19 protein-coding genes are annotated in these 26857 nt (G+C 60.1%); 15 read left to right on the top strand and 4 right to left on the bottom strand.

Features of this window, described 5'->3' with window-relative positions:
- Positions 1-71: 71 nt before the first annotated feature.
- A complete protein-coding gene (locus GA0061098_RS25405) occupies positions 72-794 on the bottom strand; it encodes an SOS response-associated peptidase (RefSeq protein ID WP_091962913.1) in 723 nt (240 codons plus the stop codon).
- 54 nt (positions 795-848) lie between these two features.
- The gene (locus GA0061098_RS45160) at positions 849-1016 is read right to left on the bottom strand and encodes a hypothetical protein (RefSeq protein WP_165637591.1); all 168 of its coding nucleotides are present in this window, start codon (positions 1014-1016) and stop codon (positions 849-851) included.
- A 1-nt stretch (position 1017) separates the two neighbouring features.
- On the opposite strand from GA0061098_RS45160, the gene GA0061098_RS25400 reads away from it, so the two are divergent.
- A complete protein-coding gene (locus GA0061098_RS25400) occupies positions 1018-1461 on the top strand; it encodes a hypothetical protein (RefSeq protein WP_091962908.1) in 444 nt (147 codons plus the stop codon).
- 653 nt (positions 1462-2114) lie between these two features.
- Here the strand turns inward: GA0061098_RS25400 and GA0061098_RS25395 are convergent.
- The gene (locus tag GA0061098_RS25395; protein ID WP_091962904.1) at positions 2115-2351 is read right to left on the bottom strand and encodes a hypothetical protein; all 237 of its coding nucleotides are present in this window, start codon (positions 2349-2351) and stop codon (positions 2115-2117) included.
- A gap of 1009 nt (positions 2352-3360) precedes the next feature.
- Complete coding sequence (locus GA0061098_RS25385) at positions 3361-3678, bottom strand: H-NS histone family protein (protein ID WP_091962900.1); 318 nt, start codon at positions 3676-3678, stop codon at positions 3361-3363.
- 484 nt (positions 3679-4162) lie between these two features.
- Here GA0061098_RS25385 and GA0061098_RS25380 point away from each other — a divergent pair, with 484 nt between their 5' ends.
- From GA0061098_RS25380 to GA0061098_RS25310, 14 genes are all read left to right on the top strand, one after another.
- A complete protein-coding gene (locus GA0061098_RS25380; protein ID WP_091963174.1) occupies positions 4163-4879 on the top strand; it encodes a hypothetical protein in 717 nt (238 codons plus the stop codon).
- A 166-nt stretch (positions 4880-5045) separates the two neighbouring features.
- Positions 5046-5237, top strand: a complete 192-nt coding sequence (locus GA0061098_RS25375) for a hypothetical protein (protein ID WP_028144438.1) — start codon at positions 5046-5048, stop codon at positions 5235-5237.
- Positions 5238-7310: 2073 nt separating this feature from the next.
- Positions 7311-16514: a VCBS domain-containing protein gene (locus GA0061098_RS25365; protein WP_091962893.1), complete on the top strand. Its 9204-nt coding sequence runs from the start codon at positions 7311-7313 to the stop codon at positions 16512-16514.
- Positions 16515-17355: 841 nt separating this feature from the next.
- Positions 17356-17571: a hypothetical protein gene (locus GA0061098_RS25360; RefSeq protein ID WP_018318137.1), complete on the top strand. Its 216-nt coding sequence runs from the start codon at positions 17356-17358 to the stop codon at positions 17569-17571.
- A gap of 102 nt (positions 17572-17673) precedes the next feature.
- Positions 17674-18180, top strand: coding sequence for an A24 family peptidase (locus GA0061098_RS25355; protein ID WP_091962888.1), 507 nt, complete (start codon positions 17674-17676; stop codon positions 18178-18180).
- A 1-nt stretch (position 18181) separates the two neighbouring features.
- The gene (gene cpaB / locus GA0061098_RS25350) at positions 18182-19147 is read left to right on the top strand and encodes a Flp pilus assembly protein CpaB (protein ID WP_091962883.1); all 966 of its coding nucleotides are present in this window, start codon (positions 18182-18184) and stop codon (positions 19145-19147) included.
- Positions 19147-20352 carry a CpaE/TadZ family protein gene (locus tag GA0061098_RS25345; protein ID WP_091962879.1) on the top strand — a complete coding sequence of 402 codons (1206 nt, stop codon included), beginning with the start codon at positions 19147-19149 and terminating at the stop codon, positions 20350-20352. Before cpaB ends, GA0061098_RS25345 begins: the two co-directional genes overlap by 1 nt.
- Entirely contained in the window at positions 20349-21767 is a 1419-nt protein-coding gene (locus GA0061098_RS25340) for a TadA family conjugal transfer-associated ATPase (protein ID WP_091962875.1), read from the top strand. Before GA0061098_RS25345 ends, GA0061098_RS25340 begins: the two co-directional genes overlap by 4 nt.
- A complete protein-coding gene (locus GA0061098_RS25335; RefSeq protein ID WP_165637590.1) occupies positions 21764-22696 on the top strand; it encodes a type II secretion system F family protein in 933 nt (310 codons plus the stop codon). The genes GA0061098_RS25340 and GA0061098_RS25335 overlap by 4 nt, the downstream gene beginning before the upstream one ends.
- Entirely contained in the window at positions 22693-23601 is a 909-nt protein-coding gene (locus GA0061098_RS25330; RefSeq protein ID WP_091962867.1) for a type II secretion system F family protein, read from the top strand. Before GA0061098_RS25335 ends, GA0061098_RS25330 begins: the two co-directional genes overlap by 4 nt.
- Before the next feature lie 2 nt (positions 23602-23603).
- Positions 23604-24251 (top strand): methyltransferase family protein, encoded by a 648-nt coding sequence (locus GA0061098_RS25325; RefSeq protein WP_091962862.1) that lies wholly within the window; start codon positions 23604-23606, stop codon positions 24249-24251.
- A gap of 51 nt (positions 24252-24302) precedes the next feature.
- Complete coding sequence (locus GA0061098_RS25320) at positions 24303-24734, top strand: hypothetical protein (RefSeq protein ID WP_091963171.1); 432 nt, start codon at positions 24303-24305, stop codon at positions 24732-24734.
- 10 nt (positions 24735-24744) lie between these two features.
- The gene (locus GA0061098_RS25315; protein WP_091962858.1) at positions 24745-26127 is read left to right on the top strand and encodes a pilus assembly protein TadG-related protein; all 1383 of its coding nucleotides are present in this window, start codon (positions 24745-24747) and stop codon (positions 26125-26127) included.
- Positions 26124-26543: a TadE family protein gene (locus GA0061098_RS25310; RefSeq protein WP_091962853.1), complete on the top strand. Its 420-nt coding sequence runs from the start codon at positions 26124-26126 to the stop codon at positions 26541-26543. The genes GA0061098_RS25315 and GA0061098_RS25310 overlap by 4 nt, the downstream gene beginning before the upstream one ends.
- Positions 26544-26857: the final 314 nt, after the last annotated feature.

Here is a 26857-nt window from a genome sequence, read left to right as displayed (position 1 = left end):
ACAGAGGCCCGCCGGCGTGACCGGCGGGCCTGTTCGCTCAATTGCACGCCCCCCATCCATCCCCAAAGAAGCTACTTCGCCGGTGCAGGATCCTCCTTCACGCCGCGGGCAACAATGCGCAGTGCGCCGTCAGGAAGCGGCCGTTGTAGCTTTAGCGCCTCATCAGCAGGCGCGTTCATCCAGATCTCCACCTCATCAGCGGTCGTCAGGATCACGGGCATAGCCTTCGGATGGACGGCGCCGACTTCGGCATTGGGCTCCGTCGTCAGGAATGCGTAGAGGTCGTTGGTGGTCTCGCCCTCCTTGACTTTCCGCACGGACGTCCAATTGGTCCAAATGCCGGCAAAGCATAGGAGGGGGCGGGCCTCGTCTAGCGCGAACCAGATGTCGCCGCCTTCGGCTTTGTTGAACTCACTGAACGAACTGAATGGCACCACGCAGCGGTTCTCGACGCCGAGCCAACGCGTCCAGTGGTTGCTCTTCACGTTGCGGATGTTGGTGGTTCCGAAGTCCGGCTCCATCCGGAGCAATTCCTTGAAGTCTACGGTCTTGCCCTTGGCTTGCAGCTTCTCGGCTCTCTTCTTGGTGGCGTCCATGAGCGCTTTAGAGGACGACGGCATGCCCCAGCGAGCAAGCGCAAGCTCGCGACCGTCGGCACCTGTCCGGACGATCGGAGCCTTGTAGTCAGGAAAGACGCCTGACATCGGCGACAGATTGCCCACGTATTGATTGACGACGCGGAACAGCGAGCTGATCGCGGCTTGGTTGGTGGTGATGCTGTAAAGATTGCACATTCTTCAAAAGGCCACTCGAGTGCTGCTAAGACGGATGGCTTTGAGATTGGCGCGTTAGGCGCCGATACTCGATCCCTGCGCGTGAAGCTTCGTACGGTCGCCGGTCATTTCTTCCACATAGTCATCGATGGCCCTCATGAGCTTATCGCGGTCGGCGCGGACGTCCTCCCTGCCGAACACAAGATAGTGGCGCAGCCGGCCGAGCTCGGCGAGGTCTCCCACGGTGACATACGAAGCGAAGGAGGCAATCCGCGAGATCAGAACCAGCCTGATTGCGATCTCCAACAAGCTTCAATGGCTAAGCGAACCTGCTCTGAAAGGCGCCGCATTCGAGGCGCGCGAAAACGCCAAGATCGAAGCGGATGGGCCGCTGTGGCTCGGGATTGCCGCGGTGGCTGATCGCTATCACGAGATCCAGGTTCGCCGACGCACGGGACGGGGCGTCTGGTACGCGCTTGTGGAGATACTGCGATGGGATGCACTTCAACGAACTGGAGAAGTGATCGCAAGCTTCGGTGAGCGCTGCGATTCCAAAGCGAAAGCAGAGGAGGCGGCTCGGAGACTTATGACCGAGAATGCCAACTGCTTTACGGCGGAGACGTCGGTGCATACCGAGGTGTTATGCGAGCTGGAGTGGGATGAGGAAGCGGGAGCTAAGCTTCTCTGACCCCAGAACGCTGCAAGAACAAATTCCCCCGCTTTTCCCCGAGTGTTGCTGCTTAGTTCTGCTGTTTCGTGCCTGCAACTGCCGAATAGGCCCGCGGACGAAATTACAAAAAAGGCCGGAATAACAGAGATTTTGGTGGTGGGCGCACAAGGGATCGAACCTTGGACCTCTCCCGTGTGAAGAGAGCGCTCCTCGGATGCGCAGCATCAGGATCGCCGGGCTTAGATTAAGGCTCGCATCAGGCGAGCTGACCACCGTTGATCACCGAAACCTCTTGAACGGATGGCGATTAAGGTGGTCAATCTCGCGCAAATTTCTTTGTTTTTATTGATCTTTTCGTTTGCTACTTACGTTCGGGACGCAGGGCTCGCGGGTTGCGCGTGCGATTTACAATGCACGTGTAACCTATTGATCTATATAGGCCGATTGAATGATCATTTTACAGCTAAGTACCTGTTTGTGTTCGTAGAACATGAGACTCTTAATCAGCGGGTCCCAGGTTCGAGCCCTGGTGCGCCCACCACCCTTAAGAGATTGGCCCGCAAGGGCTTTTTTAAATTCTTCGACAGAACAATGCACGTCTCGTGCGACGTTCTTTGTGTGGGGTGGACACGGCGTGCACGCACGATCTAGCCGGCTTAACCTCTTCCGCGTCAGCCGCGCTTTCGCTGAGAGGGTGGCTTAAACTCCACGACCTCGTGCTGGCCGCACGGATTAGGTGGCTCATTTTTCTTCACGATTAGCTCAAGCTCGAGAGCCTCGAAGGCGAGCTCATCCGCCAAGCGCTTAAACAGCTCGCGCTTTTCTATGTCCGTCGCCCGCTGACTCATCAGCGCAAACTCTCTGGCGTCAGCGCGGACCTTTTCCAAACGTCGTCGGAGGTCCTTCATGTGTGCCGGCTCAGCTTTTAAACTTATCCTCGGCCCGAATGATCAGTTTGCTTGTTCGGATCCACCGGGAGTCAACTGCCGAAACTCGATATTGGTTCTATGTGGATCGCCAAATTCGCCGCTCATCGTGCTGCGAAATTTAGCCATGCTCCATGACCCGGTTTCAGGGATTGCGGGCTGAGGACGGCCGTCCTGGCTGATGAGCCATCCCTGTCTGGCTCTCGCCGGATGATGCATAGAATTACCATACCTGCAGGGGCACGAATGTTCGAAAGCGCACAGACGCGAGTGTTGCGCCGGACTAGGCTGCGAGCGATCCTAGACGCTCGTGAAGCGCTCGGGGCCCAACGGCCTCGGGGGATGTCAATGTGCCGGCTGCGCTGAGGCGGCTCCGTCCGCGAACCCAGTGTTGCCGGTTGCGCGCCGGGTATGAGGCAGGAGTAAGCTCGGCATATTCTAGATCAAACGATGGTCGTTCCTCGTGCGTACTTTCCTTCTCATTGTGGGAATATGGCTGCTGGTGAACGTTCTGTTCGTTGTAGTTGTCCTGCCCTCGCGCAGACCGGCACCTATTGGGCGAGCAGGAACCCCATCTCCGGTGACGATCAACACGACGGCCGGTCGCTCGGTCGATCACGACCCACCACTCCTGCGGCGCGGAATGACGCCGGTTGCAATCAGAGTTCTTCTCGTCGCCCTCCTCCTTCCAGTCCTTCGAGCGTGGAATGCGGTGAGGCGGCGCTTCAGAGGGCTCCACGACTAGACGCGGGCCATCGCGAGCCTGAGATTCCCGTCGATGTCTTCACTGCGCCGCGGGCCCCCGAGCGATTCAACTAGACCATCAGCCGGATCGCAAGTGCGCTCGCTATGGCCATCCTCCAAGCATGGTTATGACCCCGCGTTTAAACGATGATGTGAAAAGCTCAGAGCCCCAAGAGGTAGCAGCCGGCGCCAGCATTCCCATCCCAAATGCCGCAATCGGCGCTCAATTTGTCTGCCGCTTTTGAGCTCAAGCCTGATCGATCAGGAAATCGTCCAAATCTCGGCCGCTTCGAAGCTGCGGACGCAGCCATCGCGGCTGCCTGCCGCGACCCGACCATGTCTCCGCTGGGTTCTTCGGATTGCGATATTTGGGACGGACGGGCGGGTATGGACGGCGGCGCTTACGATTGAGCCGTGTGGCCTCGTTGGCCAGTTCAATCCTGTGGAGCCTTTCCTCCAACTGTGCTTTTTGCACCGCCATTTTCTGAGCGAGTTTGGCGGCGACCTCTTGGTGAAGTATCCAGAGCTCGTCAACGGAGAGTGAATTAAAATGCGCGGTGTTCATGGCTCCATCCGAATCTTGGGCAGAAGGCCCAGGCAGACAAGTCGGGAATCCGGGAGCAGACAAGCCGTCAGTTAAATATTGATCGTGCAATCCACATTTAAATTCGAGAGGTGGCAGGGAGAAAGGCGCGACAGTGGTAATATCGTGGCGGAGTATTTAATTCGCTGCGAGGGTAGCCACGTCTCGTGACAGCCACAAACTCACCCCTCGGCGAGTTGCGCTTTCGTGTTCGACGAGCGCAGCGATGGTGATCGACCTGGGGGCGCAGCGCGGATCGTGGGCGGGAGCGAGGGCCGGCGCAACTCAGATGGATCGATGAAATCGATCGCGCTGCCTCGTGTTGCACCCCTGGAGTGCTGCGCCGGCATATTAATTAGGTGGTCAAGAGTACAATTAATTCATCGCGTCGCCCGATTTAAGCCGCATGGGGGCCGTTGTCGCCGCTAAGGCTCAAGCGGGGGTAGGGCGCACCCGGGAGTTTTCGATGTCCGGTCAATTGCGATTGTACTTCGCCAGTTTGGTCTTTGTCGGAGGTTTTTCGGCGGCGCCCGCGTCTTCCAATCCTGTTGCCGACTTCTTCAATACTGCTACGTCCCAACCCACGGTAACCTCTCCGCCGCAAGCCGAATGCATGACGCGTCCCGGTACCTCGACCAGTGGCGGACAGCATTGGGTCTACCGAATGGACGGTCGCCGCAAATGCTGGTTCCTGGCCGAGGGCATCGCGACGGTGAAGAAGCCCATTCGGGCTCGCGTGGCCAAAGACCGCAGCGCCAGTTTGGACGAAAACGGGACCACGCAGACCAGGCGGAGCGCGGTCGTTGATGCGCGCGCGGAGTTGCTGCGCTCCGCACCGCCCGAGCGATCTCAGGCGCCTGTACCCGAAATGCAGGTAGCAGATGCCGCTTCCGATCTCGGCACGGGTCCTACCCTGATGTCGGCGGCCCCCATCGTAGATCTTCCCAGCAATCAGCTCACGCCCGAACACTCCGTGCCGGGCCAAGTCGACGCTGGGCAGTTCCTCGCCGCCGCGCCCGCCGACCCACCTCAAGATATGCCGCTGGGGGCGCGCACCGCAGTGGCGCACGGCGAAGCGCGCAGCTGGACGGCCTGGTTCGGTGTGCTGCTGATGACACTTGGTGGCCTCTCGCTCTTAAGCTCGAGCCGCACGCTTCGGCACGCAGTGAGATTACGCCACTGAGGTAGCGACATACAAAGTACTGCCGCCGCGCGACCGAGGGGATTGAACGAGCAGGTATAGCCGAACTGCCACATGTATAAAGGTTCCGTGCGTCGTCACTTAGTTTGGCGCTGCCTTAGACCGACATTCGAGTACGATGACGCTCGTCTTTGGATCGGACTGCATCATGCGGTACAAGGTGTTCGTGGTGGACGGCAGCCGGCAAGTGATCTGCGCTGCAAAGCTCGACTGCATTGACGAGCAGGCGGCGAGACGCCGAGCCGAGCAAATGCATGACGAGCACGACGTTGAGCTTTGGGAAGGCGATCGACTCGTTGCGGTGTTCCGAAGTGCAACGTCGAATGAAAGTCGGAGCTAACGCGCGATCCTGAATAGGTGGCCGGTCTCGCCGCCGAGTTTAGTTCAAGCATTGTGAGGCACCCCGGCCTGGCTGGTTGGCGACATGTCGCAGCTACGTCATCGCCGAGGCTCGCTACTGCGGGGATGAGGGCGCCCAGTCCTCTTTCAAAGTGGTGGCAGATGCGAGGAGCGCGGGCATCCGCGAATTGAATCGCGCGAGTGAGCCAATGCGGGTCAACCTTCGGACCCGGCGGGTCTCTAAACGGCTCTTGCTCTGCCGCTCGCTTTGGTACGCCGTCTTCTGCCGATTGTTTTTGCTTCTACATGTCGGAGCTTACTTCGAAGCTTCTCCACCTCTCTAAGCTCCTCCAGAAGCGCCTGGTGCCGTTCGCTCAGAACAGCACTAGAAAAAATCTGACGCGTACTCGACATCGCATGCCTCGGAAAATGACTTGAAGTAAGAAGTCGACGAAAAGCGAAAGACAAAGAACCCTCGACCTAAGCTCAATGCGCTAAAGCCGCAGCCGCCAGATGCTCCCAGTACTCTGCCTCTGCAAGCAGTTTCCAGCTTCTCTCGGGTTGGAGTGCGGCAGTCTGTCGGCAAAGTAGTGCCATTGCGCGAAAGCGGCGGGCAGCTTCCATTTCAACCTCCCATGTTTTCTTTTCCCCAACATATTTTTCAATTTTGCGATGGAGTCATCATGATTATACACAATAATCAAATATATCATTTAATGACGGTCGATTTGGTTGCGTTCGCGCGTCAACCGGGAGCTGGTTTCGGTTTAAGCTTCACATGGATTTCGAATGCGGCTTGCCGGGGCCCTGTTGCGCGTTAAAGCGAACGAGAAACCTGCGCGGGACAGCAACAGGAGATGCGAAGCTTCGTGCGAGAGCATCGAGGACTCTTCTCGCCGCCCCCCAGGACACATGCGCCGGCTACCGAGCCATATAACCCAGCCATCGGATTGCATCAGCGCTCTGGCTACGCGTCTCGCTCTTAGAGCGCACCACCATTGGATCCCGCGATGGTCTCACGCTTTGGAACGGCGCCCGGGCGACAAGGACGGCTACACTGACCCGATGGGATGACCAGTAACACATTGAAGGCCACGTCCATCGCTTCACGGCGGGTGGGCCTGGATCGTCGGGTGCGCAAATTAATAATCACAGGTTGGCGCAAAGTATTGTTGGACCGGTGCTTTCATGCCTCGTCTTCGTAGATTGGGCCGAGTTTCGGCTCCAATTGCTCCCTGCGAACTGCCGATCCACGCGAAGCAAATATCATCTCGCGAACCAAGTTCATCTGGGAGAAAAGCCGTAAAATTCCGGTGTCGCCTCGCAAGGAGGGACGCATGGGCCTCTTTGTTATTGATTTCGATGTATTAATTATTAAATATAGCGCTTAAATAAATAAATGGACTGATGCTTTAATTTAAAATAGTTTTTATTTAATCAGGAGCAAATGACCGTGGCGCTTCTTGATCACGGTCGTCGCTTCTCGAGCCGCGAATATTGCAAGATCAATAATTGCCAAACGTGGGCGGCTAAGCGCCGGCCACGATGGGCAGGGGGATACCGCTCTAGATCTTTTCGAGTAACTTGGCAGCAGCTGATTGATTGTCGCTGGTGGCGGACCTGTCGCCGTCCGAGCGAGCGCTACCAAATTGCGTGAATTGATTTGCGGCGACGCTCTCTGCTCTGCATTGGCAGACGAGGGTTGCGAATGGCGTGCACGCATTTTTTAGCAATGTTCGGCTGGGCTCGGGCAAGTTCGAATTCTTCTCCGTCAATTTTCGATCTTCCGATCCAGCCAAGTTTGCGGTTTGCAAACATGGCGGCTGTCAGGCGCGCGACCGTGCACACGACATCCGCTCGCGAGCTCGGATCGACTCTAGCCCCAAACGGGCTTGAGCGGCACGTGTTCTGTTTGCACATTTTCGAAGCGCTGAGCATGACGGCAGGCATGCTGAGCAGCTCAGCATTTTTCTTCAGCAGCATAGGCAAGGCAACGGCCGAACATCCCCGCGCCATTGTGCAATTTGTGCCGGTCCGTGAATGCGGACGGCGTATCACCCAGAGGATTTAAGCTATGGCGACGCAGACAACGGGCGGCGGCAGCACGGTTTCGTTCGGCAATACTCCGCAAGCCAACACGGACATTTTCTCGTTTACGGAAGACGCCAGCAACATTCTCATCTTGAATGTGCTGGCAAATGACCTTGGGGGCGCGGCCAAGACGCTGTTCTCCCTGGACAATGGAACGAGCGCCTCCGCGTCCACCAAGACCTACGCACCTGCGGATCTGCTGGTCAAAGATGTGGCGTACAGCAGCGATGCCGCCGGAATGGCCGCAACCGGTGACCGCAGCGCCCTCGGTGCACGCATCTGGATTGAAGCGGACGGCACCGTTCATTACGACAAGGGCGACATCAACGCTCAGCTTCAGGCGCTGGCGACCGGTCAAACGCTGACTGACACATTCACCTACGCTATCCAGCTGGGTAATGGCACGCTCAGTTGGGCGACCGTGACACTCCAGTTCAATGGCGCAAACGACTCGGTCATCATCACATCGAGTCCGCAGAGCGGCTCGGTGGTAGAAGACGCGAACACCACGCCGGATCTCTCGGATTCGCAGAGCGCGGCCGGCACCATCAGTTTCAACGATGCCGATCTCGGCGACACGCATTCGGCCTCGTTCGCGGCAGCCTCTTCCAACACCACTTCGCTCGGCGCCTTCTCGCTCGATCCTGTCAACGAGACGGCCAATGCCGCCAACGGCTCGGTGCAATGGCTCTACAATCTGAACAACGCGGCCGCGCAATACCTCGCTGCGGGCCAGACGATCACCGAGAGCTTCGTGGTGACGATCAATGACGGCCACGGCTCGACAGCTACCCAGACGGTGACGGTCACGATCACAGGCACAAACGATTCGGCTACGGTCTCTTCCGAGGCGAAGTCCGTCACCGAGGGCAATGCCGCCGCCGCACTCAACACAAGCGGCCAACTCACCATCATCGACCCGGATACTGGCCAGGCCCATGTCGTGGCGCAATCGAACGTCCACGGGACCTATGGCGACTTCACGATCGATGCCAACGGCGCCTGGAGCTATACCGGCAACGGCGCGCACAACGAGCTCACCGCCGGCCAGCAGGTCCAGGATCAGTTCACGGTGACCAGCCAGGACGGCACCGCGAGTGGCACGGTGACGGTGACCATCACAGGTACCAATGATGCGGCCACGGTCTCATCGGACTCGAAGTCCGTCACCGAGGCCGACACCGCCGCGGCGCTGAACACCAGCGGCCAGCTCAGCATCACCGACCCGGATACGGGCGAAGCCCACGTCGTGGCGCAATCGAACGTCCACGGGACCTATGGCGACTTCAGCATCGATGCCGGCGGCGCCTGGAGCTACACCGGCAACGGCGCCCACGACGAGCTCACCGCCGGCCAGCAGGTCCAGGACCAGTTTACGGTCACCAGCCAGGATGGCACCGCTTCCGGCATCGTGACCGTCACTATCACCGGCAGCAACGATGCGGCGACAGTCTCTTCGGACTCGAGGTCCGTCACCGAGGGCGACATCGCGGCGGCGCTCAACACGAGCGGCCAGCTCAGCATCACCGACCCGGATACGGGCGAAGCCCATGTCGTGGCGCAATCGAACGCCCACGGCACCTATGGCGACTTCAGCATCGACGCCAGCGGCGCCTGGAGCTACACCGGCAACGGTGCCCACAACGAGCTCACCGCCGGCCAGCAGGTCCAGGATCAGTTCACGGTCACCAGCCAGGACGGGACGGCGAGCGGCATCGTGACGGTGACCATCACCGGCAGCAATGATGCGGCCACGGTCTCATCGGACTCGAAGTCCGTCAGCGAGGGTGATGCCGCCGCCGCGCTCAACACCAGCGGCCAGCTCACCATCACCGACCCGGATACGGGCGAAGCCCACGCCGTGGCGCAATCGAACGTGCACGGGACCTACGGCGACTTCACGATCGATGCCGACGGCGCCTGGAGCTACACCGGCAACGGCGCGCACAACGAGCTCACTGCGGGCCAGCAGGTTCAGGACCAGTTCACGGTGACCAGCCAGGACGGCACGGCCACCGGCACCGTGACGGTGACCATCACCGGCACCAATGACGCGGCCACGGTCTCATCGGACTCGAAGTCCGTCAGCGAGGGCGATGCCGCCGCCGCGCTCAATACCAGCGGCCAGCTCAGCATCACCGACCCGGATACGGGCGAAGCCCACGCCGTGGCGCAATCGAACGTCCACGGCACCTATGGCGACTTCAGCATCGATGCCAACGGCGCCTGGAGCTATACCGGCAACGGCGCCCACAATGAGCTCACCGCCGGGCAGCAGGTCCAGGACCAGTTCACCGTCACCAGCCAGGACGGCACCGCGACCGGCACGGTGACGGTGACCATTACCGGCACGAATGATGCGGCCACGGTCTCATCGGACTCGAAGTCCGTCACCGAGGGCGATGCCGCCGCCGCGCTCAACACCAGCGGCCAGCTCACGATCGTGGATCCCGACAGCGGCCAAGCCCATGTCGTGGCGCAATCGAACGTCCACGGGACCTACGGCGACTTCACGATCGATGCCAACGGCGCCTGGAGCTATACCGGCAACGGCGCGCATGACGAGCTCACCGCCGGGCAGCAGGTCCAGGACCAGTTCACGGTGACCAGCCAGGACGGCACCGCCACCGGCACGGTGACGGTAACCATCACCGGCACCAACGACGCGGCCACGGTCTCGTCGGACTCGAAGTCCGTCACCGAGGGTGACACCGCGGCGGCGCTGAACACCAGCGGCCAGCTGACGATCGTGGATCCCGACAGCGGCGAAGCCCATGCCGTCGCGCAATCGAACGTCCACGGCACCTATGGCGACTTCAGCATCGACGCCAACGGCGCCTGGAGCTACACCGGCAATGGCGCCCACGACGAGCTCACCGCCGGGCAGCAGGTGCAAGACCAGTTCACGGTGACCAGCCAGGACGGGACGGCGAGCGGCATCGTGACGGTGACCATCACCGGCAGCAATGATGCGGCCACGGTCTCATCGGACTCGAAGTCCGTTACCGAGGGCGACACGGCCGCCGCGCTGAACACCAGCGGCCAGCTCAGCATCACCGACCCGGATACGGGCGAAGCCCATGTCGTGGCGCAGAGCAATGTGCATGGCAGCTACGGCGACTTCACGATCGATGCCAACGGCGCCTGGAGCTATACCGGCAACGGTGCCCACAATGAGCTCACCGCGGGCCAGCAGGTCCAGGACCAGTTCACGGTGGCCAGCCAGGACGGCACCGCGAGCGGCATCGTGACGGTGACCATCACCGGCTCGAACGACGCGGCGACAGTCTCATCGGATTCGAAGTCCGTCACTGAGGCCGACACCGCGGCGGCATTCAACACCTCAGGCCAGCTCACCATCACCGATCCCGACACGGGCGAAGCCCATGTCGTGGCGCAGAGCAATGCGCACGGCAGCTACGGCGATTTCAGCATCGATGCCAACGGCGCCTGGAGCTACGCCGGCAACGGCGCCCACAACGAGCTCACCGCCGGTCAGCAGGTTCAGGACCAGTTCACGGTGACCAGCCAGGACGGGACCGCGAGCGGCATCGTGACGGTCACTATCACCGGCAGCAACGATGCGGCGACAGTCTCATCGGACTCGAAGTCCGTCACCGAGGGCGACACCGCGGCGGCGCTGAACACCAGCGGCCAGCTCAGCATCACCGACCCGGATACGGGCGAAGCCCATGTCGTAGCCCAGACCAATGCTCACGGGACCTACGGCGACTTCACGATCGATGCCGACGGCGCCTGGAGCTACACCGGCAACGGCGCCCACAACGAGCTCACCGCCGGACAGCAGGTCCAGGACCAGTTCACGGTGACCAGCCAGGACGGGACCGCGAGCGGCATCGTGACGGTGACCATCACCGGCAGCAACGACGCGGCCACGGTCTCATCGGACTCGAAGTCCGTCACCGAGGGCGACACCGCGGCGGCGCTCAGCACCTCGGGCCAGCTGACGATCGTGGATCCCGACAGCGGCGAAGCCCATGCCGTCGCGCAATCGAACGTCCACGGCACCTATGGCGACTTCAGCATCGACGCCAACGGCGCCTGGAGCTACACCGGCAACGGCGCCCACAATGAGCTCACCGCGGGGCAGCAGGTCCAGGACCAGTTCACGGTGACCAGCCAGGACGGCACCGCGAGTGGCACCGTGACGGTCACCATCACCGGCACGAATGACGCGGCCACGGTCTCGTCGGACTCGAAGTCCGTCACTGAGGGCAATGCCGCCTCCGCGCTCAATACCAGCGGCCAGCTGACAATTGTGGATCCCGACAGCGGCGAAGCCCACGCCGTGGCGCAATCGAACGTCCACGGCACCTATGGCGACTTCACGATCGATGCCAACGGCGCCTGGAGCTACGCCGGCAACGGCGCCCACAATGAGCTCACCGCCGGCCAGCAGGTCCAGGACCAGTTCACGGTGACCAGCCAGGACGGCACCGCGAGCGGCATTGTGACGGTGACCATCACCGGCACCAATGACGCGGCCACGGTCTCGTCGGACTCGAAGTCCGTCAGCGAGGGCGACACCGCGGCGGCGCTGAACACCAGCGGCCAGCTCACGATTGTGGATCCCGACAGCGGCGAAGCCCATGTCGTCGCGCAATCAAACGTCCACGGGACCTATGGCGACTTCAGCATCGATGCCAACGGCGCCTGGAGCTACACCGGCAATGGCGCGCATGACGAGCTCACTGCGGGCCAGCAGGTCCAGGACCAGTTCACGGTGACCAGCCAGGACGGGACGGCGAGCGGCATCGTGACGGTGACCATCACCGGCAGCAATGACGCGGCCACGGTCTCGTCGGACTCGAAGTCCGTCAGCGAGGGCGATGCCGCCGCCGCGCTCAATACCAGCGGCCAGCTCAGCATCACCGACCCGGATACGGGCGAAGCCCATGTCGTGGCGCAATCGAACGTGCACGGGACCTATGGCGACTTCAGCATCGATGCCAACGGCGCCTGGAGCTATACCGGCAACGGCGCCCACAACGAGCTCACTGCGGGCCAGCAGGTTCAGGACCAGTTCACGGTGACCAGCCAGGACGGGACGGCGAGCGGCATCGTGACGGTGACCATCACCGGCACGAATGACGCGGCCACGGTCTCGTCGGACTCGAAGTCCGTCACCGAGGGCGACACCGCGGCGGCGCTCAATACCAGCGGCCAGCTCAGCATCACCGACCCGGATACGGGCGAAGCCCACGTCGTCGCGCAATCGAACGTCCACGGCACCTATGGCGACTTCAGCATCGACGCCAACGGCGCCTGGAGCTACACCGGCAACGGCGCCCACGATGAGCTCACTGCGGGCCAGCAGGTCCAGGACCAGTTCACGGTGACCAGCCAGGACGGCACCGCTTCCGGCATCGTGACGGTGACCATCACCGGCAGCAATGATGCGGCCACGGTCTCATCGGACTCGAAGTCCGTCACCGAGGGCGATGCCGCGGCGGCGCTCAATACCAGCGGCGTATTGACGATTGTGGATCCCGACGCGGGCGAAGCCCATGTCGTGGCGCAAAGCAATGTGCACGGGACCTACGGCGACTTCAGCATCGACGCCAACGGCGCCTGGAGCTACGCCGGCAACGGCGCCCACAACGAGCTCACCGCCGGCCAGCAGGTCCAGGATCAGTTCACGGTGACCAGCCAGGACGGCACGGCCACCGGCATCGTGACGGTGACCATCACCGGCACCAATGACGCGGCCACGGTCTCGTCGGACTCGAAGTCCGTCAGCGAGGGCGACACCGCGGCGGCGCTCAACACCAGCGGCCAGCTCAGCATCACCGACCCGGATACGGGCGAAGCCCACGTCGTGGCGCAATCGAACGTCCACGGCACCTATGGCGACTTCAGCATCGATGCCAACGGCGCCTGGAGCTACACCGGCAACGGCGCCCACAACGAGCTCACCGCGGGGCAGCAGGTCCAGGATCAGTTCACGGTGACCAGCCAGGACGGCACCGCGAGCGGCATCGTCACGGTGACCATCACCGGCAGCAATGATGCGCCGGTGCTGAACGCCAATGGCGGTTCAATGTCCTATACCGAGGGTCAGGCGGCGACCGCGATCGATACGGCGCTGTTGGTGTCGGACCTTGACAGCACGAATCTGACCGGCGCGACGGTGTCGATCACAGGCAACTTCGTGTCCGGCCAGGATGTGCTCGGTTTTACCAATCAGAACGGCATCACCGGCAGCTATAACGCCAGCACTGGGGTGCTGACACTGACGGGTTCGTCGAGCGTGGCGAACTACCAGGCAGCCCTGCGCTCGGTGACGTATTTGAACTCGGGTGACAATCCGTCGGGCGCGACCCGCACCATCAGCTACCAGGTTGACGACGGCCACCCGGCCAGCCACGCCAGCAATATCGTGAGCTCGACAGTCGCGGTCATCCCGGTCAACGACGCGCCGGTGAATACGGTTCCGGGAGCCCAGACGACAAACGTCAACACGACAAAGGCGATCACGGGACTCAGCATCTCCGATGCCGACTCGGACGGCGCCAGCGAAACGGTCACGTTGTCGGTAACCAACGGCACCTTGAGCGTTTCAGGCGGTACCGCGGGGATCAGCGGTAGCGGAACGTCGACGGTGACGCTGACCGGAACAGTCAGCGCCATCAATTCTACCCTGGCCTCGACGGTCAACTACGTTCCAACATCGAATTTTGCCGGAGCTAGCACTCTGACCATGACGACAAGCGACAATGGCCACACCGGAGCGGGTGGGGCGTTGACCGATGTCGATACGGTGACCATTTCGGTCACGAGCCCCAGTCCCTTCGCTCTCACGACCGGCACCGATACAGTCTTCTATGTATCGGGCACCAATACTGTGACCGGCTCGCAATCTCCACTAACGCTCAACAACGGTGACATGCTGACTGGGGGAAGCGGCACGGACACTCTCGCCGTCAGTGGTGGTGGTCTGGGGCCATTCACCTTCGGCGATGGTGCAGGAAGCATTGGCCTGACAAACTTCGAAACAATCAGTTTAAGTGACAGCAACAACGGAAATCACGCTGACCTCCTGACATTCCTTTCGACATTCCAAAATGGAGGAACGCTCACGATCGACGGATCCGGCATCACGGGTAACGGCGACCTGGTCGTAGACGCCAGCGCAGTCACGTCTGGATCGTTTGTCATCATGGGCAGTTCAGGAAACGGCGGTGATGATACCCTCAAGGGCGGTTCAAGTAACGACACGATCAACGGTGGCGCAGGCATTGGCGCGGACAGGATCGTGGGTGGTGGTGGCGCAGATACGCTGACTGGTGGTGGCGGGAACGATACGTTCGCCTATCTCGCTGTCACCGACGCGGGTGACCACATCACCGACTTCAACACCTCAGGCGATAAGCTGGAATTTACGGTAACCGCCGGGCGGTTCGTCATTGGCGATGTCGATACAACCGTTGAAAACGTCAGAACGGGCAACAACGCTGCGTTAAATCTCGCCAACACGGAGGTCGGCATCAAAACAGACGCATCCGTGACGACAGCGACAGTTCAATCAACGATCAATAGTTACTCCAACATCACCACAGGAGCCCTGTTCGTATTCCACAATTCGACAGTCGGTCACGCGCAGGTTTACTACGATCCCAATCCGAGCATCGCAGGCGGCGCAACACTCGTCGCCGATTTGGACAACCTGACCACTCTGGCGAGCATAACTGGTAGTTTCAGCGCGGCGGACTTTGCGTTTGGAACGGCGCTTGCTCCTGCGGGCGTGTCGGGGCAGCCCATCAATCTCGGTCTGACGGAATCGCCCGCCAATCAGGGTCAAATCGCCACCGTCACTGTCGCCAGCATGCCCGCCGGCTGGACACTAAATGGTGGGACGCTGCTCCCCGATGGCAACTGGACGATCGAGACGACCGATGTCAGGTCGCTAATGGTGACATCGCCAGTCAGTTTCGCCGGTGCTTTGCACCTCGACGTGGCCGTGACCTGGATGCAGCCGGATGGCTCGGCCGTAATCGAGACATTCGCCGACAATGTTGAAGCTTTTGCACCGGGCTCCGCCATCATCGCCATTTCCGGCGACGACTATCTCACAGCGTCAAGTGGCAGCGATCTGCTTGTATTCTCACAGCCGATCGGCCACGACGTCATCTATAATTTCGAGACCGCGCATGATCAGATCGACCTGATTGGCTACGCCAGCTTCAAGACGTTCGCCGACGTCCAGACGCATCTGGCTACCGACAATGACGGTAATGCCGTCATTACGCTGGCCGACGGTCAAACGATCACTTTGGATGGCGTCGATGTCGCCTCGCTCGCAGCGGACGACTTCGTGTTCGACTTTAAGCCCATGGTCGACAATGCCGGCACAATGACGATCGGCAACGGCGCATTGCTGCCGCTGTCCGGTAACATCCACAATACGGGCACGATCTCGTTGAACTCGACGGGCGGCGAGACCGACCTTCAACTTGTCGGGCACGGCATTCTGCTTGATGGTGGCGGTCAGGTGCTGTTGTCCGACAATAGCGAAAACACTGTCAGTGGAGGTGTTTCCGACGTCACGCTGACCAACGTCGACAACACCATTTCGGGAGCCGGACAGCTTGGCGAGGGGACACTGATCCTTGTCAACCAAGGTACAATCAACGCGACGGGCACCAACGCGCTCGAGATCGACACCGGCAGCAACACCGTCGTCAATTCCGGAACGATTGCGGCCAGCGGCGGCGGCGGCCTGGTCATCGACAGCGACGTGGATAATTCAGGGCTGCTGTGGGCGCATGGAGCCAACATCACTCTCAATGGTAATGTAAGCGGCAGCGGCACCGCACTGATGGATGGCGTGGCTACGATCGAGTTCGGAGCGGCTTCATCTGCGCATGTTGCGCTTGATGCCGCAGCCACCGGGACAATCGTGCTCCATGATTCCTTCGACTTCAGCGGAGTCGTGTCCGGGTTTGACGGAAATGACCACCTGGATCTCCTCGACGTCGCATTCGGGGACGGCACGACCGCTAGTTATGTCGCAAATCAGGCCGGCACTGGAGGAATTCTTTCGGTGACTGACGGAGTTCATACCGCCAATATCAGCCTGTTGGGCCAGTACGATCCCGCGAGCTTCCAGACTGAGGCAGACAAGAACATGGGAACGCTTATCAGCTACCACGAGTATCTCGTCTGACGCGCTGCGAGGAGATGGCGAAAGGTGCTGACTGCAAAGTCGGTACTTGGTTTGCATGGGATTCGGGCGCGCTCCACCGGACCGATGGTGGAATTGGCTGTATCCGCGTTGACCTCAACGCGCCTTGCTGACTGCGCTGCTGCATCCCGCCGCTTCTGAATAGCTGGCATCTCGTTGGGCTTGACCGAATCCCGCTCGAGTAGCGATTTACTGGAGGCTGTTCCAGTTCATCGAGCCTTGCTTGAAAACGGCGCAGATATCGATGCGCGAACCCGAATTGATGACTGGGTCACGCCAGTGCAACTGGCGGAATCTTGCGGCTGAAAGGCAGCGATCAGCATCTTTGGGGAGCACCTGAATCGTCGTGACAGGTGTATCGCTTCGCGCCTCAGCACTTCGCGAAATCTGCTACATGCGCATCGGCCTGGTCGCGGCATTCGCTCGATTGTGTGAGTGGATTTAATGGGTTGGCGCAGCACCACGGTTCATTGCCAAAACATAATGTTTCCGATTTACCAAATAATAAAATTATCCCGCTGGCGACCCGTACTATTCCGGTGACTCCCTCCGACACTCAGCCGGCGCTTTGCCCAGAACTCGATTGCAGCGGTCGGCTATTGCTTTGAGTTCATTGGGATTCATTCCATTTGTTTCCGTCTTTGATCTCCGCGAGGAGCTCATTTCTCGTTCAAATCGGTTATTCAATGCATTATATATTAAATGTTGACGATAATAAACGTTTAATAGATAGTTTATCGCTGGCGGGGCCGGACTTAAATCCGCGGCCGCTGGAAGTTGCCGAGGTGTCTGCAAATTCATCTTAAAAGAAGGGATTCTTCCTATGTTGCATCATTTCATCGAGACCAAGGAAGCGTTGAAGCGTCTGCGAACGGACCAGGACGGCGTGGTGTCGTTCGAGTACATCATCGTCGCGGTTTGCATCGTTGGCGCAGTGGGTGCTGTGTTCGGTGGTGGAGCCGGTGGGCAGATCGGGGCGGCGCTAACGACCGGGATCACCGCAATCACCACCGCTTTCGCTACTGCCATCGCTGGTTGATTCAGCCATTTTGGCGCCAGAGGGGGGCAATCCAAGCTGCCCCCCTCCTGCGGGAGTGCTCCCGCTAGTTTGCCTTCCACCTTTTTTGAAACGTGCATTTTCATGAGTTGGATTGCTCCCACAGCCTCGATCCTGGAAGTCCTGTTGTTGCTCTATGTCGCAACGATGGACGTTGCGACGCGCTTGATCCGAAACGAATTTTGTCTTGCGCTGGCACTCCTCGGGATCGCCGGTCAATTGCCCAGCCCGATTCAAGTCGCTGTGTCGCTGATCACAGCCGCGATCCTCTTCCTGCTACTTTTTGTCCTGTACGCGCGCGGAGGAATTGGTGGCGGCGATGTCAAGCTGCTGGTTGCCCTGGCGGTTGGTCTCCCGCCGAGCGGCGTGTTGCAGTTGCTGACCGTCACCGTGCTGGCGGGCGGCGTTCTTGCCTTGGTGCATCTGATGATGCGTCAGCTGCCATATCCCAGGTTGGCACCCGCCGGATCGTCGCTCGCACGCCGGATCTACGCGATCGAGCGTTGGCGCCATTTGCGACACGCCCCGCTGCCTTACGGAGCCGCTATCGCCTGCGGCGGTATCTGGACCATTTTGAGCAAAGGATCATGAAATGTCATCCGCGCTGCGTCTGTCGATCATCGTGGTGCTTTTGCTTGCAACCACAGCGTTCGGACTGATCGCCTACAGCATGAACCTGCCGAAGGCGCAGCCTCCGGTCCCAGTACAGGTGACAGAGGCGCCCCTCGCGCCGGCGGCGCCGGCGACCGCCGGATACTTTGTCGCGGCACGGCCTTTGCCGAGGGGGACGTTGGCCCGCGAAGAGGATTTCGCCGTCCGCTCGGTGCCACCGGAGCGCGTTCCCCAAGGGGCTATCCTTGAAAACCCCGAGTCCAAGGCCGGACTTCCCGGTTCACTCATCCGCAACTTCGTCGAAGCGGGCAGTCCCGTTACATTGCAGGACGTCCTGCGTCCGCGAGATCGGGGTTTCCTCGCCAGTGTCCTGGCGCCAGACAGCCGTGCCATCAGCATCAAGGTTGACGAGGAGGCCGGTGTCTCGGGCCTCATCAGGCCAGGCGATCACGTCGACGTCGTGTTGACCCAGGTCTTCGAGAAAGTCGATACCGCGCGCCGTGCCCTGAGCGAAACCGTTCTGCGTAATGTTCGAGTCATCGCGATTGATCAGGAGATCGTGCAGGGCGCGCGCCCCATCAGCGGGATGGCAGGTAAGCAAACGCAGACCGTATCACTGGAGCTTACGCCGGTGCAGGTCAAGAAAGTCACCGTCGCCAAGCAGCTCGGGACGCTCTCCATGGCCGTACGCGCAGCAGTCGATCAGTGGGACAAGGCAGACACCGGCGCGATGTCGAGCTGTGATGTGTCGCCTGAACTGGCCCGCCAGTATGCAATTTCCGCACAGAGAACGGCGGTGGTCGTTCATTCAGGCGGTGAGGTCAAGCAATACACGGTCAGGAAGCAAGAGGAAGACGCTCTCGTCAGCTGCGACGGCACATCGGAAGCTGTACGCCCGACTGCAACAGCGGCGGGTTACGATAACAGGTTGTCGGAGAAACGGTGATGAACATTGCCATAGCCACCCCGGCTGAAGAATCGACGTCGATCGTCACGCGTAACCGCATCATCGGTTTCGTAAATGATGAGCTCAGCGCCGCGGCGTTGCGCAAGGGGCTCGAGGGCGCCAATCTCTCGATCAGGCGCGGCACGATCCGCAACGCCATACGGATGCTTGAAACCGACACGGATCTGTTCGCACTGGTGGTAGACATCAGTGGCATCGATGATCCCTTTACTGAGCTGGAAAGGCTGGCCGGCGTCTGTCCACCCGATGTCCGCGTAGCCGTGATCGGCGACAACAGGGAGATCACCTTTTACCGTGAGCTCCTGGAGCTCGGCTTGACCGAGTATCTGCCGCGGCCGCTCACGCGCGATCTGGTGCTGGACAAGCTGCGCCCCAAGCTTCTCGGCGACGTCGCAGCCAACCAGATCGATCGTGGCGGGCACGTGGTCTCGATCTGCGGGGCGCAGGGCGGCGCCGGCGCCACGAGCATCGCGATCAATCTGGCGCTGCAACTCGCCGAGACAACCAAGGCCAAGGTGGCCCTGCTTGATCTTCATCTGCAGGGCGGCGAGGCGGCCGTGATGCTGGGTGTTCGTCCCGGGCCGGGGCTGCGTATCGCTCTGGAAAATCCGACGCGGGCGGACACACTCTTCCTCGAGCGCGCGGCAATCGAAGTCAACGAAAGGGTTTGCCTGGTCTCGGCCGACGAGGACCTCGATGCGCAGCTCGAAATTACGGAAGCTGGCGTACGACACGTGCTGGGTCTGCTGCGTCAACGGTTCAACTACATCGTCGTCGATGTACCCGTCCCGTTTCCGCCGTCGATCTATCCCGTGATTGCGCTTTCCCGTCATGTGATGGTGCTGCTCGAATCCGAGGTGACCGGACTTCGCAATGCCCATGCGCTACGCACCGCCGTGATCAACATCGCGGGCAAGGACCGGGTCTTTACCTTGCTCAACCGGGCCGGTCGTCCCGGGGGCCTTCCGAGGGCGGCGGTTGTCAAGGCGTTGGGTGCAGAGCCCGACATCGTCGTTCCCGATCTCGGCAAGGGCATGACCGAGGCGCTCAATCTCGGAATTCCAGCTCTGAAGCACGTCAGGAAATTGCGGCGTCACCTGGCACCGATCGTACGGGAGATCAGCGGTGTCGCTGCCGAGCGGGTTAGCTGGTGGAGGAGGGTGCTCACAGCACATCTGCGATGAAGAAGTTTGGTAGGCGCGAAGACGACGCACCAGCTCACGTATTGGCGGCAGGCGTCCCTGCATCTGCGATAGGCTTGCCGTTGCCGTCGGCCGGCGCGACTGCAGCCGCACCGAACGTGCCGTCACCTGCGCCAAGGCGCGACGAACCTGCGATCCACCAACCCATCATTCCACCTTCGCTGCGTGAACGGGTGATTGAGCAGATCGAACCCGCGGTGGCCGCAACCGTCTCGCGGGAGGTTCTCCGGCGGCAGATTGAAGAGATCATCCATCACATTGCCAACCAGGAACGGCTCGAGCTGTCGGGCCGCGAGCAGCTGCAGCTCGCGGACGAAATTGCCGACGACATGACGGGCTACGGGCCGCTCCGTCCGCTGCTGCTGGACCAGTCGATCAGCGATATCATGGTGAACGGCCCAAGCAATATCTACGTGGAGCGAAGCGGCAGGCTGGAACGAGTTGCGGTGCGTTTCCGCGACAATGATCACATCGCCTCCGTCGCTCAGAAGATTGCCGCGCAGGTCGGTCGGCGCGTCGACGAATCCAGTCCGATGGTGGATTGTCGCCTGCTGGATGGCAGCCGGGTCAACATCATCCTCCCGCCGCTGGCGATCCATAGTCCGTGCATTTCTATCCGGAAATTTCCAAGCCGTCGTTTGGACATCGCCGGATTGATCGAAAACGGCTCGATGACCCCGGCCATCGGACAATTGCTGGAGATCGCCGCCCGCTCGCGGCTCAATGTTCTGGTCTCCGGCGGCACCGGATCCGGCAAGACGACGCTCCTGAACGCGATGAGTCAGTTCATCGATCACACCGAACGTATTGTCACGATCGAGGACGCGGCGGAGCTGCAGCTTCAGCAGCCCCACGTGATCAGCCTGGAGACCCGGCCTCCCAGCCTCGAAGGCACAGGGCAGGTGACACAACGCGATCTGCTGGTGAATGCCCTGCGCATGCGTCCCGACCGGATCGTCGTCGGCGAGGTGCGCAGTTCCGAAGCATTCGACATGCTGCAGGCGATGAACACCGGCCATGATGGTTCGATCTCCACGGTACACGCGAATAGTACCCGGGATGCCCTGACCCGCATCGAAAACATGGTGCAGATGGGACAGGTCAATCTACCGTCGCGCGCCATTCGAAGTCAGATCGTCGCTGCGCTGGATCTCATTGTGCAGGTCGAACGCATGCGGGACGGACAGCGCCGCATCGTTCAGATCAGCGAGGTGATCGGCCTTGAAGGGGAGGTGATCACCACCAATGACATCGCAGCCTTCGAGTATCAGGAGGAGGATGTGAACGGGCGGATATCGGGCAGCTATAAGTCCAACCTTGCAACTCCGAAGTTCAAGAGCCGGCTTGTCTATTTCGGGCTAGATGGTGCTTGGGCCGAGGCCATGAGGCAAATATGACGCTGGAGTCCGTGATCGTCACTGTTCTGGCGCTCGCGATGTGCGCAGCAACCATTTCGTTGTGGCTCGACGCTCGGGAAAGACGCATCAATCGCCGGTTGGCGGTTGCTCTGCCAACGTCGCATCCGGCCAATCTCCCATCCATTCGCCGCTTGGAGAGCGGGTCTCAGGATCAGTTTCTCAATCGGCTGTCAAACTACAATCCCGATATACCTTACGTGTTGCATCCCGCCTACGTGCTGCTTGCCGGTGCATTCGGAGCAGCGGCGATCCTTTATGCGAACAGCCAGCTGGGATATTCCATTGTCTACGCGTCCATTGTCGCGGCAATCGCGGCCCTCATTGTGATACGAGGCCTGTTCGGATGGCAGCAACGTCGCTTCGCTCTTCAGCTTTTTCGACAGCTGCCTGATGCGATCCAGCTGGTGACAAGTACAGTGCGATCGGGTCTGCCTGTGCACGAGGCATTTCGTGCCCTCGCGCGCGATATGCCGCAGCCAACCGCCGGGCAGTTTGCCATCGTATGCAGCGAAGTGAATCTGGGAAGACCTGCAGAGGAAGCGGTCCAAGCTGTCTATCGGCGAACGCAGGTGGCGGAGTATGCGATCTTTGCGGTGACACTTGCCGTCCAGTTGAAGTCCGGTGGCAGCCTGGCCGAGACTTTGCAGAACTTGGGAGACACTGTCAGGCAACGTGTTGCGCTGGCTGCCCGCGCCAAGGCGCTGGCAGGGGAGGTGATCTTTTCCTCACGAGCGCTGACAATCTCGCCCTTGATTGCAGGTGGGGTCCTATACGCAGCCAATCCGCAAACGGTTGATCTGTTGTTCACCGATCCGGTTGGAAACAAGCTGCTGGCTTACGCAGTCATTTCGGTGCTTGTCGGAGCCCTGGTGATAAGTTGGATGGTCAGAAGGGAAACAGAACTATGACTTCTGGTCTCAGTCTGGTGGCCCTGGCAGTCGTGGCTGCGACTGCGTCCTGCATGTTGATTATCCGCGAAATACACATTCGTACATTGGACGCCCGGGTATCAAACGCCGTGATGGGTGTTGCTGGCCGGTCTGCGCCCTTCCAGGATGTGACCGGTTGGTTTTCGTCACTCGGCATGCGGTATCGTCGCTTCTATGCCGAGGAAAATCTGGATCAGCTACGAACCATCCTTCAATCGTCAGGTTTCAACCATCATCGAGCCTTGCCGACCTGGATCGGTGTCAAGGCCGTCAGCATGGCGCTATGCCCGATCATCGCCGGAGGTGCCGCTCAGCTTTTCGGGAAGCCGCTGCTTGATGTGCTGGTCTTCACACTTATTGGCGTGGCGATCGGGATTCTAGCGCCGCGATTGATACTGGCGGTGCTGAAGCGGCGGTTTGATGCCGCCATTCGACTGGGCACGCCGGACATGATCGATTTGCTGGTTGTGTGCAGCGAATCGGGAATGGGACTGGAAAGCGGGCTGGCACGTGTCGCGCAAGAAATGCAGGAGACCAATCCCGCTATAGCCCGGGTCATGAGCGGCCTTCTTGATGATCTCCGGATCCTGCCAAGCCGCAGCGACGCATTCGAGAAACTGGGGGCTACATCGGATGGGCTTCGCCGATTCGGAATCATGGTCGGCCAAAGCCTGCAATACGGAACGCCGGTGGGCCAGGCTCTGCGGAGTGTCGCCGTCGACCTCCGGCGCGAACGTATTACCAAGCTTGAAGAAAGAGCACACAAGTTGGGCGCCAAGCTGACCATTCCGATGGTGTTGTTCCTGCTTCCAGCCATGTTCGTCATTTTGGGAGGAAGTCCCATTCTGCACCTCGTGCGTTCGTTCGCCAGCTTCGGTAAGTAGCCATGAGCACGATTGCCATTTCGAAAACGTCCTCTTACGACCGGACAATGCAGCTGCTCGGCGGCATGTGGTTCATGTTGCTGGCGCTTGGCGTCGCCATCAAGATCGGATCATCGGCTCATGATCCCTGGCCGTCGCTCCTGTCGAGTGTCTGCCTCGCTGTCTTCTACGTGCTTCTGGCGCTGTTGGTCATCACGCGGCCGCCGGCGAAGGCGCAAGCGAACGGCCGTCTCCCAAGGATAGCGGCGTTCGTCGGCACCTATATGCCGTGGACGATCGCCTTCTTCGGCGAAACCGACAAGGCGTTACCAAACCTGGCGTCCACCGCGTGCGTGTTGATCGGCATGATCATGATGCTGGTCACCATCCGACATCTTGGCAGGTCGTTCAGTCTGGTGCCACAGGCGCGCAACGTGGTGCAAACGGGTCCGTATCGATGGATCAAGCACCCGCTCTACCTTGCGGAAGAAATCGCCGTGTTGGGTGTGGTGCTGAGAAGCCCGACGCCGCTGACAGCGGCCTTGCTCGTCTTGCATATCGGCGTTCAGGTTTGCCGAATTTATTACGAAGAGGACCTGCTTCGTCGCAACTGCCCGGAATATTCCGATTACGAAGCATCGCGCTGGAGAGTGATCCCTTACGTTTGGTGAGTGCTGTTCCGGTCGACGACCGGAAGAGTGAGTATCGGTCGAGGTCAACTCATGAGCCACAAGAAGTCGTTCATCGTGGATCAACGCGGGGCCGTCGCGTTTGAGACATTGATCGTCTACCCGGTTTTGGTGGCGTTCCTGCTCATGCCGCTCGCCGACCTGGCTGCCGCGGGCTTCCAGTTTATCTCCGCATGGAGCGCATTGCGCTCCTTCGGGCAGTATGTGCAGTACGCTAATCCGCTCGCCCCTGACGGCACGGTGAGCTGGAAGACAGGGCTACAGACGACAGTCGCCGGTCATGCGATCAGCAACCTTCAGGTTTTGTGCGGAGACGCAGGGGCCACCTGTTCGCCAGGCAATCTAGCTTCTCCCAAGTACATTACATTCTCGACAACCATCACTTTGGCTCCAATTGTGTGGAGAGGGGTGCTGTGTCCCACCACTTGTACCTACACGCTGCCTTATTCAGAACGCTTCCAGTAAGGGGGCTTCCATGCGTAGTCTGCTCCGTTCCCAACGAGGCTCTGTCGCATTCGCAACGGTCATCGCTCTGGTGCCGCTCATCGGAGTAGTCGCACTCGGGGCCGAGGCGGGATCGTGGTACGTCACCCGCCAGCACGCGCAGAACGCCGCCGACTCGGCCGCCTATTCGGGCGCCTTGCGGCTCGCATGCGAGATTGCTGGTGCGACCTGCGATACCCAATCAGTGGATTATCGCGGCAAGGAATTCGCGGCACAGAATGGGTTTTGCAACTCGAGTCCCAACGATGCTACCGGCTATCCGGGCAGAAACTGTCCGACAAGCCTACCGACCAGAGTCTCGCGAGCCGTGCAGATCGATATCGGCACCTACAATGCGGGCACGTTCACAACGCCACCTGCGGGCACCGGCAATGCCGTTCGCGCCAGGGTCAGCCAGCAACAACCGGCGTACTTGGCGGCAGTGCTGGGTTTGACCACTGTCAACATCCCCGCCCAAGCCATTGCACTGGTGCAGCTGCCCAGCAAGGTGTGCGCCCTAGCGCTTGGACCTGATCCGAACGGTGGAGGCGCGCTTAAACTCGCTGGTGGTCTCAGCAATAACGGAACGGGTTGCCCACTGATGTCTGACTACAGTGTGCAACTCGGCAGCACTCCAACTTTTAACGGTTCGGGATGGGCCCTGTTCGGTGCAACTGGCTGTAAGCCGGCTGGCACCTGCGCAAGCACCAGCGTAACGCACAACTATTTTATGCCTCCTGCGCTGGATCCACTTCTGGGACTGCAGAGTGCTACGTTCAATACGAGGACTGGCACTACCTCGGCCAACAGTACAAAGGTGACATGCCCGGTCACCAATCCAATCACCGGATTACCATATCCCAATGGCAGCAAGTGTTATAACCTTCCGCCCAACGACAGCAGCGGCGCGTATACCGGGAATTTTAACTGGGGCAACCAAGACTACGTGACGTTTACTGGGTCAGGAACCTATTTTTTTTATAATGCATCCATAAATATGACGGGCGCGACCGTCACGGGAACAGCGGTGAACATTGTGTTGCTCGGAAATTCGAGCCTCACGATCAACGGCGGGACCATCAAACTCTCCGCTCTTGCCAGTAACCCGACATACCCTGCGCTGAGTGGGGTCCTGATTGACGATCAATCGACCGGTAGCGTCAACATCAGCGGCAACGGCGGGATTAAGCTTGCGGGCTCGATGTACTTTCCCAAGGCAGATGTCTCGTTCAGCGGAACGACTCAACCTGAGAATACTACCTGCTCGCAAGTGATCGCCAAGACCTTGAGCATGAGCGGTAGCCCCTACTTGAGCACGGATGGATGTGCTCCAACCACCATTATTTACACCCAAGTTGTCGCTTTGGTGCAATGATGAGAAAGCTCGACAATCGCGGTATGGCGCCGTTTGAATTCATCATGGTGTCCGTGGCGTTTTTCACATTGATGTTCGCCATCTTCGATCTTGGGCGCTATGCCATCACGATGCAATCCTTGCGGACGCTCGCGAGTGCTGGCGCCCGTGCGGTCATGATCAGCTGCTATACGCCTGCCTTGCTTCAAAGCCCGCCGCAGTCGCCGGCCGGCTGCATCGGGGATCCCCTGTCCACCGCTGCCAAGCAGAACGCGGCCCCCTTCCTGTTTTTCGGAGGTCTGACGCCAACGCTGACCGTGGGGGCCAACAGCAACAGCTTGAGCGTTACAGCTTCCCAGGCAAACTTTACGATGCTGATGCCCATATGGGGCGCAGCTCTCAATGCGCCGAGCGCCTCCAACCAGATTCCCTTCTAGCACCGATATGGCAGTACGCCTGACATTTTTCGCTCGACAGTTCGTCGTGGCCGCGACGTGCGGGCCAAACGCGCGGGTGCGGAATTACTCGGCCAGGCGAATCGCCAACCCTGCCACCGACTGTCGTTCGATCTCAAAGCCACGACCGGAGCGCGCGCCAAGAGCGGTTGTGCTGCGGGATAGTTCCCCACAACCAGTGAGAATGATGCGCGCTGGCAACATCGAAGGGTTTTCTTTCTGCTTGCGGCGGTGCGGTAAGTATCTCGTCTTGCAAGCTGCCTGCATGAGGGAGGATGATCTTGGAAACACGAAGT

Source organism: Bradyrhizobium shewense, from assembly GCF_900094605.1.
In the GTDB taxonomy this organism is placed as follows: domain Bacteria; phylum Pseudomonadota; class Alphaproteobacteria; order Rhizobiales; family Xanthobacteraceae; genus Bradyrhizobium; species Bradyrhizobium shewense.
This window is presented reverse-complemented; position numbering and strand designations above follow the sequence as displayed.

Excerpts from the sequence above, each read along its gene's own strand:
- GA0061098_RS25405 (WP_091962913.1), bottom strand. The coding sequence starts at position 794 with ATGTGCAATCTTTACAGCATCACCACCAACCAAGCCGCGATCAGCTCG.
- GA0061098_RS25315 (WP_091962858.1), top strand. The coding sequence starts at position 24,745 with ATGCGTAGTCTGCTCCGTTCCCAACGAGGCTCTGTCGCATTCGCAACG.
- GA0061098_RS25365 (WP_091962893.1), top strand. The coding sequence starts at position 7,311 with ATGGCGACGCAGACAACGGGCGGCGGCAGCACGGTTTCGTTCGGCAAT.
- GA0061098_RS25335 (WP_165637590.1), top strand. The coding sequence starts at position 21,764 with ATGACGCTGGAGTCCGTGATCGTCACTGTTCTGGCGCTCGCGATGTGC.
- GA0061098_RS25345 (WP_091962879.1), top strand. The coding sequence starts at position 19,147 with ATGAACATTGCCATAGCCACCCCGGCTGAAGAATCGACGTCGATCGTC.
- GA0061098_RS25310 (WP_091962853.1), top strand. The coding sequence starts at position 26,124 with ATGATGAGAAAGCTCGACAATCGCGGTATGGCGCCGTTTGAATTCATC.
- GA0061098_RS25340 (WP_091962875.1), top strand. The coding sequence starts at position 20,349 with ATGAAGAAGTTTGGTAGGCGCGAAGACGACGCACCAGCTCACGTATTG.
- GA0061098_RS25355 (WP_091962888.1), top strand. The coding sequence starts at position 17,674 with ATGAGTTGGATTGCTCCCACAGCCTCGATCCTGGAAGTCCTGTTGTTG.
- GA0061098_RS25395 (WP_091962904.1), bottom strand. The coding sequence starts at position 2,351 with ATGAAGGACCTCCGACGACGTTTGGAAAAGGTCCGCGCTGACGCCAGA.
- GA0061098_RS25325 (WP_091962862.1), top strand. The coding sequence starts at position 23,604 with ATGAGCACGATTGCCATTTCGAAAACGTCCTCTTACGACCGGACAATG.
- GA0061098_RS25375 (WP_028144438.1), top strand. The coding sequence starts at position 5,046 with ATGCGGTACAAGGTGTTCGTGGTGGACGGCAGCCGGCAAGTGATCTGC.
- GA0061098_RS25380 (WP_091963174.1), top strand. The coding sequence starts at position 4,163 with ATGTCCGGTCAATTGCGATTGTACTTCGCCAGTTTGGTCTTTGTCGGA.
- GA0061098_RS25360 (WP_018318137.1), top strand. The coding sequence starts at position 17,356 with ATGTTGCATCATTTCATCGAGACCAAGGAAGCGTTGAAGCGTCTGCGA.
- GA0061098_RS25320 (WP_091963171.1), top strand. The coding sequence starts at position 24,303 with ATGAGCCACAAGAAGTCGTTCATCGTGGATCAACGCGGGGCCGTCGCG.
- cpaB (WP_091962883.1), top strand. The coding sequence starts at position 18,182 with ATGTCATCCGCGCTGCGTCTGTCGATCATCGTGGTGCTTTTGCTTGCA.
- GA0061098_RS25330 (WP_091962867.1), top strand. The coding sequence starts at position 22,693 with ATGACTTCTGGTCTCAGTCTGGTGGCCCTGGCAGTCGTGGCTGCGACT.
- GA0061098_RS25385 (WP_091962900.1), bottom strand. The coding sequence starts at position 3,678 with ATGAACACCGCGCATTTTAATTCACTCTCCGTTGACGAGCTCTGGATA.